18 protein-coding genes are annotated in these 17,526 nt (G+C 69.0%); 10 read left to right on the top strand and 8 right to left on the bottom strand.

Going from position 1 to position 17,526, the window contains the following annotated elements; genetic code table 11:
• Positions 1-48 precede the first annotated feature (48 nt).
• Complete coding sequence (serC, locus tag ACFVM3_RS39180) at positions 49-1,176, bottom strand: phosphoserine transaminase (protein ID WP_257484074.1); 1,128 nt, start codon at positions 1,174-1,176, stop codon at positions 49-51.
• Between the two features lie 115 nt (positions 1,177-1,291).
• Between serC and ACFVM3_RS39175 the strand changes: the two genes are divergently transcribed.
• Positions 1,292-1,609, top strand: a complete 318-nt coding sequence (locus tag ACFVM3_RS39175) for a hypothetical protein (RefSeq protein WP_378444872.1) — start codon at positions 1,292-1,294, stop codon at positions 1,607-1,609.
• 184 nt (positions 1,610-1,793) lie between these two features.
• Here the strand turns inward: ACFVM3_RS39175 and ACFVM3_RS39170 are convergent, their stop codons facing one another.
• From ACFVM3_RS39170 to ACFVM3_RS39145, 6 genes are all read right to left on the bottom strand, one after another.
• The gene (locus tag ACFVM3_RS39170; protein WP_378444871.1) at positions 1,794-3,140 is read right to left on the bottom strand and encodes a serine hydrolase domain-containing protein; all 1,347 of its coding nucleotides are present in this window, start codon (positions 3,138-3,140) and stop codon (positions 1,794-1,796) included.
• Positions 3,141-3,154: 14 nt separating this feature from the next.
• Positions 3,155-3,775 (bottom strand): response regulator, encoded by a 621-nt coding sequence (locus ACFVM3_RS39165; RefSeq protein ID WP_378444870.1) that lies wholly within the window; start codon positions 3,773-3,775, stop codon positions 3,155-3,157.
• The gene (locus ACFVM3_RS39160) at positions 3,772-4,926 is read right to left on the bottom strand and encodes a sensor histidine kinase (RefSeq protein WP_378444869.1); all 1,155 of its coding nucleotides are present in this window, start codon (positions 4,924-4,926) and stop codon (positions 3,772-3,774) included. Before ACFVM3_RS39160 ends, ACFVM3_RS39165 begins: the two co-directional genes overlap by 4 nt.
• The gene (locus ACFVM3_RS39155) at positions 4,923-5,735 is read right to left on the bottom strand and encodes an ABC transporter permease (RefSeq protein ID WP_378444868.1); all 813 of its coding nucleotides are present in this window, start codon (positions 5,733-5,735) and stop codon (positions 4,923-4,925) included. Before ACFVM3_RS39155 ends, ACFVM3_RS39160 begins: the two co-directional genes overlap by 4 nt.
• Entirely contained in the window at positions 5,732-6,571 is an 840-nt protein-coding gene (locus tag ACFVM3_RS39150; RefSeq protein ID WP_378444867.1) for an ABC transporter ATP-binding protein, read from the bottom strand. Before ACFVM3_RS39150 ends, ACFVM3_RS39155 begins: the two co-directional genes overlap by 4 nt.
• Positions 6,572-6,723: 152 nt before the next feature.
• Positions 6,724-7,314: a TetR/AcrR family transcriptional regulator gene (locus tag ACFVM3_RS39145; RefSeq protein WP_378444866.1), complete on the bottom strand. Its 591-nt coding sequence runs from the start codon at positions 7,312-7,314 to the stop codon at positions 6,724-6,726.
• A gap of 79 nt (positions 7,315-7,393) precedes the next feature.
• Here ACFVM3_RS39145 and ACFVM3_RS39140 point away from each other — a divergent pair, with 79 nt between their 5' ends.
• From ACFVM3_RS39140 to ACFVM3_RS39130, 3 genes are read left to right on the top strand one after another with little or no spacing between them, the layout of a single operon-like run.
• On the top strand, positions 7,394-8,893 hold the full coding sequence (locus ACFVM3_RS39140; RefSeq protein ID WP_378444865.1) for an MFS transporter: 1,500 nt from the start codon (positions 7,394-7,396) through the stop codon (positions 8,891-8,893).
• A gap of 36 nt (positions 8,894-8,929) precedes the next feature.
• Complete coding sequence (locus tag ACFVM3_RS39135) at positions 8,930-10,621, top strand: SDR family oxidoreductase (protein WP_378444874.1); 1,692 nt, start codon at positions 8,930-8,932, stop codon at positions 10,619-10,621.
• Between the two features lie 17 nt (positions 10,622-10,638).
• The gene (locus ACFVM3_RS39130; protein WP_378444873.1) at positions 10,639-11,229 is read left to right on the top strand and encodes a TetR/AcrR family transcriptional regulator; all 591 of its coding nucleotides are present in this window, start codon (positions 10,639-10,641) and stop codon (positions 11,227-11,229) included.
• 51 nt (positions 11,230-11,280) lie between these two features.
• Here the strand turns inward: ACFVM3_RS39130 and ACFVM3_RS39125 are convergent, their stop codons facing one another.
• Positions 11,281-12,429 (bottom strand): citrate synthase 2, encoded by a 1,149-nt coding sequence (locus ACFVM3_RS39125; RefSeq protein WP_125683991.1) that lies wholly within the window; start codon positions 12,427-12,429, stop codon positions 11,281-11,283.
• Between the two features lie 292 nt (positions 12,430-12,721).
• Here ACFVM3_RS39125 and ACFVM3_RS39120 point away from each other — a divergent pair, with 292 nt between their 5' ends.
• The 6 genes from ACFVM3_RS39120 to ACFVM3_RS39095 are packed head-to-tail and all read left to right on the top strand — an operon-like array spanning position 12,722 to position 17,123.
• Positions 12,722-13,024 carry an urease subunit gamma gene (locus ACFVM3_RS39120; protein ID WP_007033324.1) on the top strand — a complete coding sequence of 101 codons (303 nt, stop codon included), beginning with the start codon at positions 12,722-12,724 and terminating at the stop codon, positions 13,022-13,024.
• 12 nt (positions 13,025-13,036) lie between these two features.
• Positions 13,037-13,330 carry an urease subunit beta gene (locus ACFVM3_RS39115; RefSeq protein WP_378444864.1) on the top strand — a complete coding sequence of 98 codons (294 nt, stop codon included), beginning with the start codon at positions 13,037-13,039 and terminating at the stop codon, positions 13,328-13,330.
• Positions 13,330-15,051, top strand: coding sequence for an urease subunit alpha (locus ACFVM3_RS39110; protein WP_378444863.1), 1,722 nt, complete (start codon positions 13,330-13,332; stop codon positions 15,049-15,051). Before ACFVM3_RS39115 ends, ACFVM3_RS39110 begins: the two co-directional genes overlap by 1 nt.
• Complete coding sequence (locus tag ACFVM3_RS39105) at positions 15,051-15,725, top strand: urease accessory protein UreF (RefSeq protein WP_378444862.1); 675 nt, start codon at positions 15,051-15,053, stop codon at positions 15,723-15,725. Before ACFVM3_RS39110 ends, ACFVM3_RS39105 begins: the two co-directional genes overlap by 1 nt.
• Complete coding sequence (ureG, locus tag ACFVM3_RS39100; RefSeq protein ID WP_378444861.1) at positions 15,715-16,422, top strand: urease accessory protein UreG; 708 nt, start codon at positions 15,715-15,717, stop codon at positions 16,420-16,422. The genes ACFVM3_RS39105 and ureG overlap by 11 nt, the downstream gene beginning before the upstream one ends.
• Positions 16,419-17,123 carry an urease accessory protein UreD gene (locus ACFVM3_RS39095; protein ID WP_378444860.1) on the top strand — a complete coding sequence of 235 codons (705 nt, stop codon included), beginning with the start codon at positions 16,419-16,421 and terminating at the stop codon, positions 17,121-17,123. Before ureG ends, ACFVM3_RS39095 begins: the two co-directional genes overlap by 4 nt.
• Positions 17,124-17,526: the final 403 nt, after the last annotated feature.

Below are 17,526 nucleotides of genomic sequence, written 5' to 3'. Positions count from 1 at the left end.
CCTTGAGGGACTCTGGGTCCCTCAAGGAGGCCTTCACGGAAAGCTAGCTCAGCCCAGGCGCTCGACGACGTACTCGATGCTCTGGGTCAGCTTCGTGATGTCGTCCGGGTCGATGGCCGGGAACAGGCCGACGCGCAGCTGGTTGCGGCCGAGCTTCCGGTACGGCTCGGTGTCGACGATCCCGTTGGCGCGCAGCACCTTCGCCACCGCGGCGGCGTCCACCTCGTCGGCGAAGTCGATGGTGCCGACGACCTGCGAGCGCAGCGAGGGGTCGCTGACGAACGGCGTCGTGTAGCTGGTCTTCTCGGCCCACTCGTACAGCCGGGTCGACGAGTCGCGGGTGCGCGAGGTGGTCCACTCGAGACCGCCGTTCGAGTTCATCCACTCGATCTGGTCGGCCAGCAGGAACAGCGTCGACACCGCCGGGGTGTTGTACGTCTGGTCCTTGCGGGAGTTGTCGAGCGCCGTGGTCAGCGACAGGAACTCGGGGATCCAGCGGTCGCTCGCGCCGATCTCGCCGATGCGCTCGACCGCGGCCGGCGAGGCCAGCGCGATCCAGAGGCCACCGTCGGAGGCGAAGGACTTCTGGGGTGCGAAGTAGTAGACGTCGAAGTCTTCGGCCTTGACCGGCAGGCCACCCGCGCCGGAGGTCGCGTCGATGGCGACGAGGGCACCTTCGCTGCCTTCAGGGCGGCGAACCGGCACCGCGACACCGGTCGAGGTCTCGTTGTGCGCCCAGCCGACCAGGTCGGCGCCCGCTTCGTAGGCGATCTCGGGCGCGCTGCCAGGGTCGGCCTTGACGACGATCGGGTCGGCGAGGAAGGGGGCGCCCTTGGTCACCGTGGCGAACTTCGAGGAGAACTCGCCGTAGGTGAAGTGCTGCGCACGTTCCCGCACGAGGCCGAACGCGGCGGCGTCCCAGAATGCGGTCGTCCCGCCGTTGCCGAGGACCACTTCGTAGCCGTCGGGCAGGGAGAACAATTCGGACAGACCCGCACGCACGCGGCCGACGAGGGACTTCACCGGCTTCTGACGGTGCGAGGTGCCGAGGTAGGTGGCACCGGATTTCGCCAGGTTGGCGAGCTGCTCGTCACGGACCTTGGACGGTCCGCAGCCGAAGCGGCCATCGGCAGGCTTCAGGTCCGCGGGGAGGGTCAACTCAGGTGCGTCGGTCATGCGCCCAGTCTCTCAGGTCGGGACGACCCTGCTGAAAGTCGGTGCGGCGTGTCCGGCATGTGGGATCCGCGGACCGGCTCCCCACGGCGCCGACCGCCGGGTAGCTTCTCGCCTCATGGCGACAGTGCACGAACGATTCCCGGTGGCCCCCGAGGCGTTGTGGCAGGCCCTCCCCCACGGCGTCGACGCGGTCAAGGGGCAGGCCCCGTATTACGACGCGGCAGCGGGCTACGTCACCTTCTCGACCAAAATCGGCTGGCTCAGCTACGGCCAGACGGTCACGGTGAAGGTCGAGCGGACGACGGAGGGTTCGGGGCTGGCGATCCAGACGAGCCTCAAGTTCGGCTTCGTCGACTGGGGTGAGGGCAAGCGCATCGCCCGCAACTTCATCGCGGCCGTCGGTGTCGCGGTGGGGCACACGCCGGCCGCTTGACGTGGTCGTGAGTGGCGATTCGTGTTCTAACCAGGGTGTCTTGGGTACCTACCTGGCCACGGCCGACGTTGCGAAAGCCACTTTCGCAACGTCCGGCGGGCCACTTCACCAGCGGGCCCCCGCAGTAGGTACTCAAGACGTGGTTCGCCCTAACCCGAATCGCCACTCACGACCGCCGGACCGGTCAGCGCCAGCCCTCGGGGTCGACGCCGCCGGGGATGGGCGCGGCCGGGTCGAACGGCGTCCGCGAGAAGATGAACGTCGCGAGGTCGAGATGGTTCGGCTTCCCCGCCGAGTCCCGTCCGACCCGCAGCGTTTCGCCCGCGTAGTAGGCGTCGAGCCCGACCCAGGTGTCCTCGCCCACCGGCGCGAACCGTGAAGCGCGCCCGGGGCCGTCGGCCGGCGCGAGGGAGAACAGGCCGCCCGGGAGCAGCCGCAGGTGGTACGGCGTCGGGCCCCAGTGCCACAACCCGGTCAGCTCCAGCAACTTCGGGTCCACAGTGGACGGTTGCCATTCGGCGGGCATGGACGGCTCGTGCTGTTCGGTCAGCTTCATCAGGTCGAGGCAGAGCTGCGTGATGCCGACGCCCGCCGTCGAGTTCGTCAGCACGAGCGCGCCGATGCCGGCGTTCGCGTCGACCAGCGAACAGGCGAGGAACCCCGGCATCGACCCGGTGTGCCCGGCCAGCCGCCTGCCCTCCGTGCGGATCAGCATGACGCCGAGGCCGAAGCCGGTGGTCCAGGCGTCGCCGTCGTCCACGGTGACCATTTCGCGCATCTCCGCGACGGTCTGCTCGCTGAGCACGCCGCCGGTGTGGCCGCCGAGGAAGGACGTCCAGCGGGCGAGGTCGGTGATCGTCGACCACAGCTGCCCGGCGGGGGCCATCGCGCCCGCGTCCGGCGACGGCTCCGGCATGAGGAGATCGGCGAAGGGGTGCACGGCGAATCCGCTCGCGTGCGCTCCTTCGGGATGCGGCGACGTCCTGGTCATGCCGAGCGGGCCGAGGATCTCGGCGCGGACGACGTCGAGCCAGGACTGTCCACGATGCCGGGCGACCAGCTCGCCGAGCACGCCGTAGCCGACGTTGCTGTAGTGGAACTTGCTGCCCGGCCGCAGTCGCGTCGCGCCGTCCTTGAGGCTCTCGACCAGCGCGTCCCAGTCGGCGCCGGCCGTGCGCTCCCACCAGGAGCCGGGCGATTCGGCGGTCAGGCCCGAGGTGTGCGACAGCAGTTGCGCGATGGTGGCCGAGCCGAACGCGGTGCCCGGCAGGTGTCGCTCCAGCGGATCGTTGAGGTCGAGCTTGCCTTCGTCGCGCAGCCGCATGACGGCCGTCGCGACGAGTGTCTTGGTGATCGAGCCGAGCCGGTACTGCGTGTCGGCGCCCGGGGTCTCGCCGTCGACCCGCCCGCGCCCTCCGGACCAGGCGAGTTCGCCGTCGCGGACGACGGCGGCGACGATGGACGGGGCGCGGCACGAGGATTGCTCGTGCGCGAGGCGGCGCAGCAGCGCCAATTCGGTCGAGGCAAGCATGGGACGCATTCTGCCTACCCGAGCAGGCCCAGTCGCATAGCGGTGGTCACCGCGGCCGTGCGGTCCGAAACGTCCAGTTTGCCGAACACGCGCAGCAGGTGGGTCTTGACCGTCGCCTCGCTGATGTGGAGCGCCCGGCCGATGTCGGCGTTCGTGCTTCCCTGTGCCACAAGCCGCAGTACCTCGATCTCGCGCGCCGACAACGGTGATGTCGTCGGATTGCGCACCCGGTTCACCAGCTTCCCGGCGACCGAAGGCGCCAAGACCGTCTCGCCGCGTGACGCCGCACGGATCGCACCAGCGAGCTCCGCGCGCGAAGCGTCCTTCAGCAGGTATCCGGAGGCGCCCGCTTCGACGGCGCGCAGGATGTCCGCGTCCGTCTCGTAGGTGGTGAGCACGACGACCCGCTGGCCCGGCCGGTCGGCGAGGATCTTCCGCGTCGCGCCGACGCCGTCGAGACCGGGCATCCGCAGATCCATCAGGATCACGTCCGGCTGCTTGACCCGGCTCAGCGCGACGGCCTCGTCGCCGGAACCCGCTTCCCCGACGACGCTCAGATCCGGCTCGGCCTCCAGCATGCCGCGCAGGCCTTCCCGCACCACGGGGTGATCGTCGACCAGCATGATCGTGATCACGCGGGCACCTCCAGTTCCAGCGTCGTCCCCGCACCGGGTTCGCTCTTGAGTGTCACGATGCCACCGACCTGGCCGGTGCGCGCCCGCATCCCCGCCAGGCCGAAGCCGCCGGTGGGCGCGGCGGGGTCGAATCCCGTGCCGTCGTCGGTCACGGCGAGCCGGACCCGTCCGTCCATAGTGGACAGGCGGAGTGCGGCCGAGGTGGCGCGGGAGTGCTTGCGGATATTGCTCAGCGCCTCCTGCGCTCCTCGCAGCAGGACTACTTCGGTGGCCATCGGGAGCGAGGGCGGCTTGCCGTCGACATCGATCGATGCCTCGATCCCGGTCTCCTCGGTCAGCCGTTCCACCTGACGGCGCAAGGCTTCTTCCAGTGAAGCGGCGGCGAGCGCCGACGGCCCCTGCGCCGCGACCATCGCCCGCGCCTCCGCCAGGTTCTCCCGCGCGGTCCGGGCCGCGAGCTCCAGGTGACGGCGGGCCGCCTTCGGATCGCTGTCCATTTCGGACTCGATCGCCTGGGTGAGCGTGACGATGCTGGTGAACCCCTGCGCGAGCGTGTCGTGGATCTCGCGGGCCATGCGCTCGCGTTCGGCGGCCGTCCCCGCCTCCCGCGAGAGGCGGGAGACCTCCGCCTGACTGGCTTTCAGCTGGTCGATCAGTGCCGCCCTGCTCTTGCTCTGCTCGATGATCTGGGTGGTGTAGCGGCCGGCGAGGAGGCTGAAGATGATCAGGATCGCCGTCATCGGCAGCAGGACCGGCTGCTCGTCGAGCCCGCCCCGGACGAGCAGGGAAGCCGGACTCGACAGCACCGCCGCCGTGGTGAGGATCGACGCGGCCTTCGTCGGCATCGTCATGTACAGCACGGGGCAGAGCAGGAAGAGGATGAAGCTCGAGTTGCCCGCGGCGAAGATGGCACCGAGCGTGAAGAGCATCATCGCCCCGGCGAACACCCAAGGCGTGTGGTCGTAGTCCGGGCCCTTGATGAGGCGGCGCCCTCGGACCAGGTAGGTCAGGCCAAGACCCGCCAGGCACAGGAGCGCGACGGTCTTGCCCGTCGTCGCCTCGTCTTCGAGGAGTACCAAGGCCGTCGTCGCGACGAAGGTGACCCCGAACAGGACTTCCCAGAGCCAGTAGAACCGCTCCCAAGCGTTCACCTGCCCTCGTTCGACCAGCGGAACGTCAGCTTCGCCAGCAGCAACCCCGCGGCGCACCACGCCGTCAGTACCAGCGCCACCGTCGGAAGTTCCCATGTTCCCGCCATTTCCTGGGTCGCGGCTTCGGACGGCAGGAACACCGAGCGGAAGCCCTGGCAGATCCATTTCACCGGGAAGAACGAAGCGATGTCGACCATAACCTTCGGAAGAGTGGTGATCGGCGTGACGAACACCCCGGAGATGAACTGCAGCGCGATGTAGATCAGGTTGGTCACCGCGACCGCGCCGCTGACCGTCCTGGTGACGGAGCCGAGCGCGATCCCCAGCAACGTGCAGCCGGTGATGCCGAGGAGGAAGACCCACAGCGCGGTCAGGAGTCTGGCCGGGTCGGTCGGCAGTTCCAGGTCGAACAGCAGGCTGCCCACGATCGACATCAGGACCACCTGCGCGATGCTGGTGAAGCCGACCAGGATGATCTTGCCGACGAAGTAGGACGCCGCGGGCATCGGCGTGCCGCGTAGCCGTTTCAGCGCGCCGAGCTCGCGATCGGACGCGAGGTTGATCCCGACGCTGTTGAACGACGTCGAGACGATGCCGGAGCCGATCATGCCCGCGGCCAGCACCTGGCCGGTGGTGATCGCCATGCCGGGCATCGAGGAGTTCAGCATCGAGCCGAGCAGGATCATCAGCAGCGACGGAAACGCGAAGGTGAAGATCACCTGCTCCCGGATGCGGAAGAACTGTTTGACCTCCGCGGCGCCCCGGACCAGACCGAGCGAGAAGGTGCCCGGGAGGGGCAGCGTGCTCATCGGGCTTCTCCGATCAGATCGAGGTAGGTGTCTTCGAGAGTGGGGCGGTGGACGGTCAGCTCGGACGGCTCGTGGCCGTCGGCGGAAAGCTCGCGGATCAGCTTGGCCGGGAAGTGGGTGCGCTCCTGGTGGCCGCCGCGCTCGTCGGTCCAGCGGACGGTGGCCTCCGCTGTCGCCCGGCCGCCGAGCGTCTGCGGTGTCCCTTCGGCGACGATCTCCCCGCGCGTGATGACCGCGACGCGATCGGCCAGCGCCTCGGCCTCGTCGAGATAGTGGGTGGTGAGCAGGATCGTGGTGCCTTCGCGGGCGAGACCCCTGATCAGCTCCCAGAACTGGCGCCGGGCCGCCGGATCGAATCCCGTCGTCGGCTCGTCGAGGAAAACCAGCTCGGGCCCGCCGATGATCCCGAGCGCGACGTCCACGCGACGTCGTTGCCCGCCGGAAAGACTTTTGACGCGGGTGCTCGACTTCTCGGTCAGGCCGACCTGCTCGATCACTTCTTCGGTGTCGCGGGGATCCGGGTAGTAGCGGGCGAAATGCCGGACCGTCTCGGCGACGGTGAGCTCGGCGGCGTCGTTGGCCGTCTGCAACACGATCCCGAGCCGCGCCCGCCAGGCCCGGCCTGCGGTGCCGGGATCCTCGCCGAGCACATCGACCTCGCCCTCGGTCCGCTTGCGGTGGCCCTCCAGGATCTCGACCGTCGTCGTCTTGCCCGCCCCGTTGGGGCCGAGCAGCGCGAACACCTCGCCCTGCTCGATGTCGAGGTCGATACCCCCGACGGCGGTGTGGCCCGGGTACTCCTTGCGCAGGCCGCGCACTCTCACTGCCGCTTTCATCCCTCGATCGTGCTGTGCGGGCGGGGGTTCACGGGACGTCCGCTGGACTGAACCCGGCTGTCAACCGATCGGTGGACACCGGTGTCACCGCCCTCTCAGCATTTAGTCCTCTGAATGCGGTCCTTGCACACGCAACTACCGCATTCAGAGGACTAAATGCGGGGAGTCAGGAGGGTGCGTACGGAGGTTTCGAAGGAAGGCAGGAGCGCGGCTGGGTCGGCCGAGGTGAGCATCCGGTTCGCGAAGCCGTCGGAGAGGGCGAGTACGGCATCGGCAAGGTCGGAGGCCGCGAGGTCGTCGCGGACATGGCCCGCCGACTGCGCTTTCGAGAGGTACTGGGTGGTGATTTCCGCGAGTTCGTCGTAGCCCGTGCGGATGAACTCGGCCCACGACGGCCGGACGGCGGCCCGGGCGGTGAAGGCGTTGATGACGATCACCTCCGCGCGGCGCTGCTCGTCGAGCGGCATCGCCTCGACCAGCAAACGCAGCAGGAGGTCGAGCAGATCGCCGGACTGATCGAGGGTGTTCCAGCGCTGCTCCAGGAACTCGCCGGTCATGTCGAGGGCGAAGCGGAACAGATCTTCCTTGGTGGAGAAGTACTTCTGCACCGCGCCCGCGGACATCCCGGCTTCGACGGCGACCGAGCGCACGCTCACGGCCTCGACGCCTTCGCGCGCGACGATGCGCAGGAGGGCGCCGGCGATCTCCCGGCGGCGTTCGGCCCGGTCGACGATCTTCGGCACTGGCGCATCCTACTTTCGGAGGACTCGGGGCCCGGTCGGCGCCTTTAGAATACGGCCGTATTCGAACAGGGGGTCTGGGGTGGACGAAGTCGCGCAGAAACGAAGGTCGGAGGAGAATCAGCTCGCCGCCGCGCTGACCAAGGGCCCGGCCGAGGTTCTCGATTTCCTTCTGCCGTTGTGGGTGGGGAGCCAGCTCGGCGCGTCGGCCGCCGAGGTCGGGGCGCTGACGGCACTGGAGACGCTGGTGTCGTTCGTGGTCCGGCCGATCGCGGGCGCGCTCGCGGACCGGTTCGACCGTGGCCGGATCGCGGCCGTCGGCGCTGTCCTCTATGGACTGTCCTTTGTGATCTACGCGGTGACGCCGGGCATCGGGTTCGCCTATTCGGCCGCGGTTCTCGGCGGCGCTGGCGGCGCGCTGTTCTGGGTCGCGTTGCGGGCCCGCGTGGGGGAGGGGCTCGCGAGGGACGACGGCGCGTTCGGCAAGTTGTTCGCGGCCGAGGGCGGCGGAACGTGGATCGCGTTCGTGGTCGCGTTGAGCGCCATCGCCTGGATCGACTACCGCGGCGTGTTCTGGCTCGGCGCGGCGGCCTGCGCGGTGGCCGCGGTGGTCCTGCTGAACGCGAAGTCCGCGCCCGTGCGGGAAGAAGGCGCGCCGCGGCTGCTGCAACTGGGCAAGCGGATGCGCCCGATGCTCGCGCTCGTCGCGTTGACCGCGATGGCCGAGGCAGGGGTCGCCCTGTTGCTCCTGATGCATCTGCAACGCGGGCATCAACTGCAACTCGGCGAGATCGCCGCCGTGTTCATCCCCGGCTTCATCGTGTACAGCCTGCTGCCGGACCACCTGCACGGCTTCGTCCGCAAGGTCGGCCGGACACGAGTGCTCGCGCTGGCGATGGTGGCGAGCGCGGTCTTCGCCGCCGGGTTGTCCTTCGCCCCGAGCCCGGTGGTGCTCGCGGTCATGTGGGTGCTGTCCGCCGCGGCGTTCGCGGCGGCCATTCCGGTGGAACAGGCGGTGGTAGCCGAGGCGGCTGGGCTCAGCCTCGGCCGGGCGATGGGGATCTACGAGAGCGCGACGCTACTCGGAGCGACGATCGGCACCTTCGTGGCGGGTCAGCTCTACGGCTCGGACGCCGGATGGCGTGTCGCCTGCTTCGGTGCTGCGGCGCTCCTGCTTCTCGGATCGTTCGTGGTTCGTGGCGCCGTACGGCGTGTCGGAGTTGCGGAGTTTCCCGTGGAACCACGAAAAACGGTGTCACAAAAGGAAAGTCCGGCCCCTGGCACGGTCGGGGAGAGTCCGCAAGCGGCCGAATCGGTGACGGAGGAGGCGAACAAACGCGCGAACCCGCTCCGGAACTGGGCGGTTCATGCCGGGGTCTACGTCGTCGCGCAGGCGGCGCTGGCGTTCGCCGGCTACAACTGGCCCGTGGAAGCGTTGTTCGGCGGACCTCACCCTGCCGACTGGTACTGGAACTCCAGTGGTCACTGGCTGTTGAACATCGGCCGGATCTGGACCTTTGTCCTCGTGATCGACACCGTGTGGACCATCGGCCGCGCGGCGCTGAAAAAGCGAGCTTATTGACAAGTTGTCTAACATGACACCATGTCTCACAAGTGGGTGACGGCCAGCGACGGTGTCCGCCTTTCGGTCCGGGTGACCGGCGTCGACGACGCGCCCACGGTGGTGCTCGTCCACGGCTACCCGGACAACGGCTCCATGTGGGACGGCATCGCCGCCCTGCTGGAACGCCGCTACCGGGTCGTCGTCTACGACGTCCGCGGCGCGGGCCGTTCGGACAAGCCTTCGGGACGCGCGTCCTACAAACTGGACCAGCTGTCCGACGACCTGGCCGCGGTCGTCGACGAGGTCCAGCCCGACGGCAAGGTCCACCTGCTCGCACACGACTGGGGCTCCATCCAGACCTGGCATTCGGTCACCGGGGACAGGTTGCGCGGACGGCTGGCGTCGTTCACGTCGATCTCCGGGCCGAGCCTCGACCACGCGGGCGCGTGGTTCCGCGCGCAGGTGCGCCCGAACCCGAAACGGCTCAAGAACGCGCTCGTCCAGTGGGCGCATTCGACCTACATCCTCGGCTTCCAGATCCCGCTGATCCCGCAGGTGCTCTGGCGCAGCGGCGCGATGGGCGCGCTTATCGGCAGGATGGACCCGGCGGCCGCCGCGCCGTCCACTTCGGACGGTCTGCACGGCCTCAACCTCTACCGCGCCAACATGTTCACCCGCCTGTCCCGGCCGCGGCCACGGCCTGCCGAAATCCCGGTGCAGGTGCTCGCGCCCACCGGCGACAAGTTCGTCACCACGCCGCTGCAGACCGAGATCGAGCGCTGGGCGCCGGACCTCCGAGTGCGCCGGATCGTCGGCACGCACTGGGTGGTCCGCGAGAAGCCCCAGGTGATCGCCGACGCCACCGCCGAGCTGATCGACCACGTCGAAGGCGGCGAGGAGAGCCGCGCGCTCAAGCGGGCCCGGTCCGGCGGTTTCGCGCACAAGCTCGTCGTGGTCACCGGCGCCGGCAGCGGGATCGGCCGCGCGACCGCGCTCGCGTTCGCGGACAAGGGCGCCGACCTCGTCATCACCGACATCAACGGTTCGGCTGCGGCGGATACCGCGAAACTCTTGCGGGACAAGGGCGCCACCGTCGGCGAGTACACAGTGGACTCTTCCGACGCCGAGGCGGTCGAGAAGTTCGCCCAGCGGGTCAGGGAGGAGTTCGGAGTCCCCGACATCGTCGTCAACAACGCGGGGATCGGCCTGTCCGGACCGTTCCTCGACACGACGGTCAAGGACTGGGAACGCCTCATCGACGTGAACCTTTGGGGCGTCATCCACGGCTGCCGCGTCTTCGCCGAGCAGATGCGCGAGCGGGCGGAAGGCGGCCAGATCGTCAACGTCGCTTCGGCCGCCGCTTATCTGCCGTCGAAGATCCTTTCCGCCTACGCCACCACGAAGTCCGCCGTGCTGACGCTGAGCGTCTGCCTGCGGGCCGAGCTCGCCGCCGAGAACATCGGTGTCACCGCGATCTGCCCCGGCATCGTGAACACGAACATCACCAGTACCACGCGCTTCGTCGGCGTCGACGAGATCGAACAGAAGCGGCGTCAGAAGTCGAGCAGCAAGCTGTACGCGAAACGCGGTTTCGGCCCGGAGAAGGTCGCGCGCGACATCCTGCGCGCCGTCGAGAAGGACAAGGCGATCCAGCCGTCGACCCCGGAGGCCAAGGCCGCGCTCGTCCTCTCCCGGCTCACCCCCGGACTGCTGCGGACCGCGGCGAAACTGGACGTCACCCCGTGACCAGACGCCCTCGCCGGATGTCGCCGGAAGCGCGCCGCGAGGACCTGATCCGCGCCGCGCTGGACCTGTTCGGCTCGCGCGCGCCCGAACTCGTCACGGTCGACGACATCATCGCCCGCGCCGAGGTTTCGCGGCCGCTGTTCTACCGGTACTTCTCGAGCCTGCGGGAACTGCAGGTCGAGGCGCTGAAAACGGTCACCGAAGGGCTCATCGACGGCCTGGCCGGACTCGAGGAAGGCCCGCCCGAAACCCGGCTGCGGGCCGCCGTCCGCGGGTTGATCGACGTCGCCGATCACTACCGGGCGGGTTATGTCGCGCTGTTGCGCAGCGGCTCGGTTATCGCGACTTCGGAGACGGACGCGGCGATCGACGAGGTCCGCAATCGCGCCGTCGAACTCATCCTCGACGCGCTGGGAGTGTCGGAGCCCTCGCCTATGGTCCTGCTGACGTTGCGCTGCTGGACGGCGGTGGTGGAGGGCTCGCTGCTGAGCTGGCTGCAGGAGCGCGCGGTGCCGCGCGAGGTGCTGGACGGCTGGCTGGTCGATCAGCTCACGGCCATGCTCTCGGCGACCGCGGTCCACGATTCTTCGGTCCCGCAGATGCTATGAAAGGTCCTTTCCTTGCAAAATTTGCAAGGAAAGGACCTTTCATAGCGCTTGTCAGGACTGCTTGGCGACCAGGTCCCAGCCTTCGACGTCCTCCGGTTTACGCGGCTCCGGCCCGACGTACTTGGCCGACGGCCGCACGAGGCGCCCGGTCTTCTTCTGCTCCAGGATGTGCGCGGCCCAGCCGGCGGTGCGCGCCGAGCTGAACATCGCGGGCATCATATGGGGCGGTACCTCGGCGAAGTCCAGGATCACGGCCGCCCAGAACTCGACGTTGGTCTCGATCGGGTGGTCCGGACGCCGCTCGCGCAGCTCCTTCAGCGCCACCTGCTCCAGCTCCGCGGCGGCCTCGTAGCGCGACGCGCCGAGCTCCTGGCAGGTGCGGCGCAGCACGCGCGCCCGCGGGTCCTCCGCGCGGTACACGCGGTGCCCGAAGCCCATCATCCGTTCCTTGCGGTCCAGGATGCCCTTGACCAGGCCCACCGCGTCGCCGGTCTTCTCGACCTCTTCGATCATCGGCAGCACCCGCGCCGGCGCGCCGCCGTGCAGCGGGCCGGACATGGCGCCGATCGCGCCGGACAGCGCCGCGGCGACGTCGGCGCCGGTCGAGGCGATCACCCTGGCGGTGAAGGTGGAGGCGTTGAGGCCGTGTTCGGCGGCCGAGACCCAGTATGCGTCGATGGCCTTGACGTGGGCCGGGTCGGGCTCGCCGCGCCAGCGGACCATGAACCGTTCGGTGATCGACTTCGCCTCGTCGACCCGGGTCTGCGGGACGGCGGGCTGCCCGATGCCGCGAGCGGACTGGGCGACGTACGAAAGCGCCATCACCGAGGCGCGGGCCAGCTGGTCGCGCGCTTCGTCGTCGGTGATGTCGAGCAGCGGCCGGTAACCCCAGATCGGGGCGAGCATGGCCAGCGCGGCCTGGACGTCGACGCGGACGTCACCGGTGTGCACCGGCAGCGGGAACGGCTCGGCGGGCGGTAGCCCGTGGCCGAAGCGGCTGTCGACGAGAAGCCCCCAGACATCACCGAAGGTCACCTTGCCGGCGAGGTCCTCGATGTCGACACCGCGATAGCGCAGCGCGCCACCGTCACGGTCGGGCTCGGCGATTTCGGTCTTGAAGGCGACCACACCTTCGAGACCCGGTCGGAAACCGTCGTCGACCTGGTCGGACGGCTTGGTGCTGATCGTGGAGGCACTCACTGTGGTGAAACCTTTCGATGCGCATTCCCCGGCTTTGTGTTTCACGCGTGGACGGGATGCACGCAGCGAAGGCGCGCCTCATCGCACGGATGGACAAACTTTGCTCCACGTCGCGGCCTGGGGCAATCGAAAGATGTGGTGCTTTCGGTCACGATTACGAGAACGATTCAGTTAAATCGGGTCTCGTACGCGAAGAGTTACGGCGCCGTTCACTTTCCGTGTACCGGACGCCGACGTAAATCCTGTGTTTCGAGAACCGGCGGCGGGCGGTTTCCGGTGATAGACCTTTCCCATGCACCTGAGCCCCCAGGAGCGGGACAAACTGCTCATCCACGTCGCGGCGGACGTGGCGCGCAAACGCCTGGAACGCGGGGTCCTGCTGAACTACCCCGAGGCGGTCGCGCTGATCACCGACCACGTTCTCGAAGGTGCCCGTGACGGCCGGACGGTGAGCGAGCTCGTGGCGAGCGGGCGTTCGGTGCTCTCCAGGGCGCAGGTGCTGGACGGAGTGCCGGAAATGGTCGATTCCGTGCAGGTCGAAGCCACTTTTCCGGACGGAACGAAGCTCGTCACCGTGCACGACCCGATCGTCTAGGGAGGGCCGCGAGTGCGACCAGGGGAGATCATCACCGGCGACGCGCCGGTCGAGCTGAACCCGGGCAGGCCGCGGGTCCGGCTGATCGTGCGGAACCTCGGCGACCGGCCCGTCCAGATCGGATCGCACTACCATTTCGCGGCGGTGAATCCGGGGCTCGAATTCGATCGTGACGCCGCGCGAGGACATCGTCTCGACGTGCCCGCGGGGACTTCCGTGCGGTTCGAACCGGGCGTCGAACGCGAAGTCGACCTGGTCCCGCTGGCCGGGAACCGCGCGGTGCCCGGATTGCGGACGGGGTCCTGATGCCGTCGATCGATCGCGAGCGGTACGCCGAACTGTTCGGCCCGACGACCGGCGACCGGATCCGCCTCGCGGACACCGATCTGCTGATCGAAGTCACCGAAGACCGCAGTATGGGTCCGTCCGGCAGCGGTGACGAAGTGTTGTTCGGCGGTGGCAAGGTCATCCGCGAATCCATGGGCCAGGGGATGGCGACCCGGGCCGAAGGCGCGCCGGATCTGATCATCACCGGCGCCGTGATTCTCGACCACTGGGGGATCATCAAGGCCGACGTCGGCGTCCGCGACGGCCGGATCGTCGGGATCGGCAAGGCGGGCAATCCGGACACCATGGACGGCGTGGACCCGGCGCTGGTCATCGGCCCGTCGACGGAGGTGCTGTCCGGCAACGGGAAGATCCTCACCGCGGGCGGGATCGACTGCCACGTCCACTTCATCTGCCCGCAGCTGACCGAGACCGCGCTGGCGTCCGGCCTCACCACCCTCGTCGGCGGCGGGACCGGCCCGGCCGAAGGCAGCAAGGCCACCACCGTCACGCCCGGCGCGTGGAACCTCGGCCGGATGCTGCAGGCGATGGACGGCCAGCCGGTCAACGTCCTGTTGCTGGGCAAGGGGAACACCGTCCGGCACGAGGCGCTGCGCGAACAGCTCGCCGCCGGCGCGGGCGGGTTCAAACTGCACGAAGACTGGGGCAGCACCCCGGCCGCGATCGACGCGTGCCTGACCGTGGCCGACGAATCCGGGGTCCAGGTGGCGATCCACACCGACACCCTGAACGAAGCAGGCTTTCTGGAGTCCACAGTGGACGCCGTCCGGGGTCGCTCGATCAACGCGTACCACACCGAAGGCGCGGGCGGCGGGCACGCGCCGGACATCATCCAGGTCGCCGGGCTGCCCAATATCCTGCCGTCGTCGACGAACCCGACCCGCCCGCACACCGCGAACACCCTCGACGAGCATCTCGACATGCTCGTCGTCTGCCACCACCTGAACCCGTCGGTGCCCGAGGATCTGGCGTTCGCCGAAAGCCGGATCCGGCCGACGACCATCGCGGCCGAGGACGTCCTGCACGATCTCGGCGCGATCTCCATGATGAGCTCCGATTCGCAGGCGATGGGCCGCATCGGCGAGGTGATCATCCGGACCTGGCAGACCGCGCACGTGATGAAACGGCGGCGGGGCGCCCTGCCCGGCGACGGCGCGGCCGACAACCTGCGGGCTCGTCGCTATGTCGCCAAATACACGATCAACCCCGCGATCGCGCACGGGATGGAGCGCGAGATCGGGTCGGTGGAGATCGGGAAACTCGCGGATCTCGTGCTGTGGGAGCCGAAGTTCTTCGGTATCCGCCCGCATGTGGTGCTCAAGGGCGGCTTCCCCGCTTGGGCGGCGATGGGCGACGCGAACGCGTCCATCCCGACGCCGCAGCCGGTGCTCGCGCGGCCGATGTTCGGCGCGGCTCCGGTGGTCGCCGCCGCGAGCAGTTTCCATTTCGTGGCGCCGGAAGCGCTGGAAGGCGGGGTGGCGGAACGGTTCGGCATCACGCGGAAGCTGGTGCCGATCTCGGACACGCGCTCGCGGGGCAAGGCCGACATGGTGCTCAACGACGCGACACCGGACATCCGGGTGGATCCGGACAGCTTCGCGGTGCACGTCGACGGCGATCTGATCGAGCCGCGGCCGGTGACCGAATTGCCCATGGCGCAACGGTATTTCTTGTTCTGATGGACCTTTCAGCGATCATCCTCGCCGACTCCCGGTTCCCCGGGGGCGGCCACGTCCATTCCGGCGGACTCGAAGAGGGTGTCACCCGGAAGCTGATCACGCATGAGCGCGACCTGCCGGGATTCCTGTCCGGACGCTTGCGCACGGCCGGTTCGCTCGCCGCGGTGTTCGCCGCCGCGTCGGCGCACGCCGCCGCGCGGAACGTCCGAAGTGGACACTGGCGGCGGCTCGACGTCGAACTCGACGCCAGGACGCCGTCGCTCGCGCAGCGGGAGGCGTCTCGCGCGCAAGGTCGCGGGACGGCGAGGGCGGGCAAGGCGGCGTGGCCGTCCGCGGTGCTTTCCCAGCTGCTGAAGGAAACCCCGCGCCCGCATCATCCGGTGATCGCCGGTGCGCTGATCGGGGTGCCCTTCGACGCGGCGATGGCGGTGGCGTACCTCGCGATCAGCGGACCCGCGAGCGCGGCCGTGCGGTTGCTCGGTCTCGACCCGTTCGCCGTCAACGCGGTCGTCGCCCGTCTCTCGAAGGAGGTACGGGAGGTTTCCCTGCGCGCGGCCGAGGTCGCGGGCGACGATCCGGCCGATCTCCCGGCGCCGGGCTCTCCGGCGCTCGATCTGTTCGCCGAGGCACACGCCCGGCATCACCAGGAAGAGGTGCGTCTCTTTGCCAGCTGAGCATGGTCACGGTCACGGACATGTGCATCCGGTCAATTTCGACCCGACCGCCGCGGAACCCGACCACTACGAGCAGGCGCCGACCGCGGGGCGCGCGTACCGGATCGGGATCGGCGGGCCGGTGGGGAGCGGGAAGACCGCGCTCACCGCGGCGCTGTGCCGGGCGCTCGGCGACGAGGTGAACCTCGCCGTCGTCACGAACGACATCTACACCACCGAGGACGCCGACTTCCTGCGCAAGGCGGGCGTGCTCGACCCGGAGCGGATCGAGGCCGTGCAGACCGGCGCGTGCCCGCACACCGCGATCCGTGACGACATCACCGCGAACCTCGACGCCGTCGAACGGCTGGAGGAACGGTTCCCCGGGCTGGATCTGGTGATCATCGAAAGCGGCGGGGACAACCTCACCGCGGTGTTCAGCCGGGGACTCGCCGACAGCCAGGTGTTCGTGGTCGATGTCGCCGGCGGCGACAAGGTGCCGCGCAAGGGCGGGCCCGGCGTCACGACGGCGGATCTGCTGGTGATCAACAAGATCGACATCGCGCATCTGGTCGGCGCGGACATGGACGTGATGACCTCGGACGCGCACCGGATGCGGGGTGACCTGCCGGTGATCACTCAGTCCCTTGTGGACACTCCGAATGCTCCGGCGGTGGCGGACTGGGTCCGCTCGCTCCTCCCGGTCCGCGCGGGGTGAAGGCACACGCGCGGCTGACCGCCCGCTTCGAGGGCGGCCGGACCGTACTGCGTGAGCTGCGTTCGATGGCGCCGCTCACGCTCCTTCCCAAGCGGGGCGCCGGGGTGACGGCGGTGGTGCACCTGGTCAATTCGGCGACCTCGCCCTTGGGTGGTGACGAGCTGAAGCTGACCATCCGCGTCGGCACCGGGGCTTCGCTGCGGCTTTCCGGGGTCGCGGCGACGATCGCGTTGCCGGGGCCGCGCGGGGAGCGGAGTTCGTCCCTTGTGGACATTGTCGTGGAGGGTGGCGGGTCGCTGGAGTATCTGCCGGAGCCGACGGTGGTGACCGCTCGTGCCCGGCACGCCGCCGAGTTCCGGGCCGCTCTGGCGTCTGACGCCTTCTTGCATACGCGGGAGGTGCTGGTGCTCGGGCGGGCCGGTGAGCGGCCGGGCTCTTTGGTGACCACGCAGCACGTGACGCGAGGTGAAGTGCCGGTGCTGCGGCAGACGCTGGAGATCGGGGACTCCACTTTGGACTCCAGTCTCGCGCATCTGGCGGGACGGCGGGTGCTGGCGACCGACCTTGTCGTGGGCGGGCCGGTGTCGGCTGCCGCCTCGGGTGAGTGGTGGTCGCGTACGCCGTTGGCTGCCGGTGGAACGCTCACGACTTCGCTGGCCCCGGACGCCGTGACCGCGCTCAGGGTGTTCGAGACCGCCTAGGCGGTGTCCTGTAAGACCTGCGCCTTCCCCGTGTGTCCATAAAGGACGATTCTTGCCGGGCTGGGTGTCCGCTTGATGCTGATATGTACAGTTTTCATGGGTTTGTGGGTGGTAAGGCAAGCGTGTCGTGCTCGTGGGCGGGGCCGGCGGCGGTGTGAAGGCTCCCTTCGTCGCGTCTGATGCGGTGGTGGGAGCCTTCGGCCACCTGTACCGACCATGCCACCTTGCCTTACCGCCCAAATTGCCCTAATCGGGCACCTTCGTCTCGAAGTGAGCCCTTGGCGGACAGCTGGGCCGGCGGTGGCGCCCCGCAAGGGTCGTGTGCGGCCGGAGCGTGTCGCGAAAGCCACTTTCGCGCCGCCCGGAATCCCCCCACGGGGGTTGGCGCCCCCCGGGGGGCGGG

Origin of the sequence: Amycolatopsis sp. NPDC057786 (assembly GCF_042797905.1) — a bacterium.
GTDB lineage: Bacteria > Actinomycetota > Actinomycetes > Mycobacteriales > Pseudonocardiaceae > Amycolatopsis.
Note: the sequence above shows the minus strand (reverse complement) of the source record. Positions and strands in the feature narration are given on the sequence as shown.

Bases quoted from the DNA above. Each gene is read 5' to 3' on its own strand.
- ACFVM3_RS39105 (WP_378444862.1), top strand. From the start codon at position 15,051: ATGGACCTTTCAGCGATCATCCTCGCCGACTCCCGGTTCCCCGGGGGC.
- ACFVM3_RS39120 (WP_007033324.1), top strand. From the start codon at position 12,722: ATGCACCTGAGCCCCCAGGAGCGGGACAAACTGCTCATCCACGTCGCG.
- ACFVM3_RS39170 (WP_378444871.1), bottom strand. From the start codon at position 3,140: ATGCTTGCCTCGACCGAATTGGCGCTGCTGCGCCGCCTCGCGCACGAG.
- ACFVM3_RS39130 (WP_378444873.1), top strand. From the start codon at position 10,639: ATGTCGCCGGAAGCGCGCCGCGAGGACCTGATCCGCGCCGCGCTGGAC.
- ACFVM3_RS39110 (WP_378444863.1), top strand. From the start codon at position 13,330: ATGCCGTCGATCGATCGCGAGCGGTACGCCGAACTGTTCGGCCCGACG.
- serC (WP_257484074.1), bottom strand. From the start codon at position 1,176: ATGACCGACGCACCTGAGTTGACCCTCCCCGCGGACCTGAAGCCTGCC.
- ACFVM3_RS39175 (WP_378444872.1), top strand. From the start codon at position 1,292: ATGGCGACAGTGCACGAACGATTCCCGGTGGCCCCCGAGGCGTTGTGG.
- ACFVM3_RS39150 (WP_378444867.1), bottom strand. From the start codon at position 6,571: ATGAAAGCGGCAGTGAGAGTGCGCGGCCTGCGCAAGGAGTACCCGGGC.
- ACFVM3_RS39155 (WP_378444868.1), bottom strand. From the start codon at position 5,735: ATGAGCACGCTGCCCCTCCCGGGCACCTTCTCGCTCGGTCTGGTCCGG.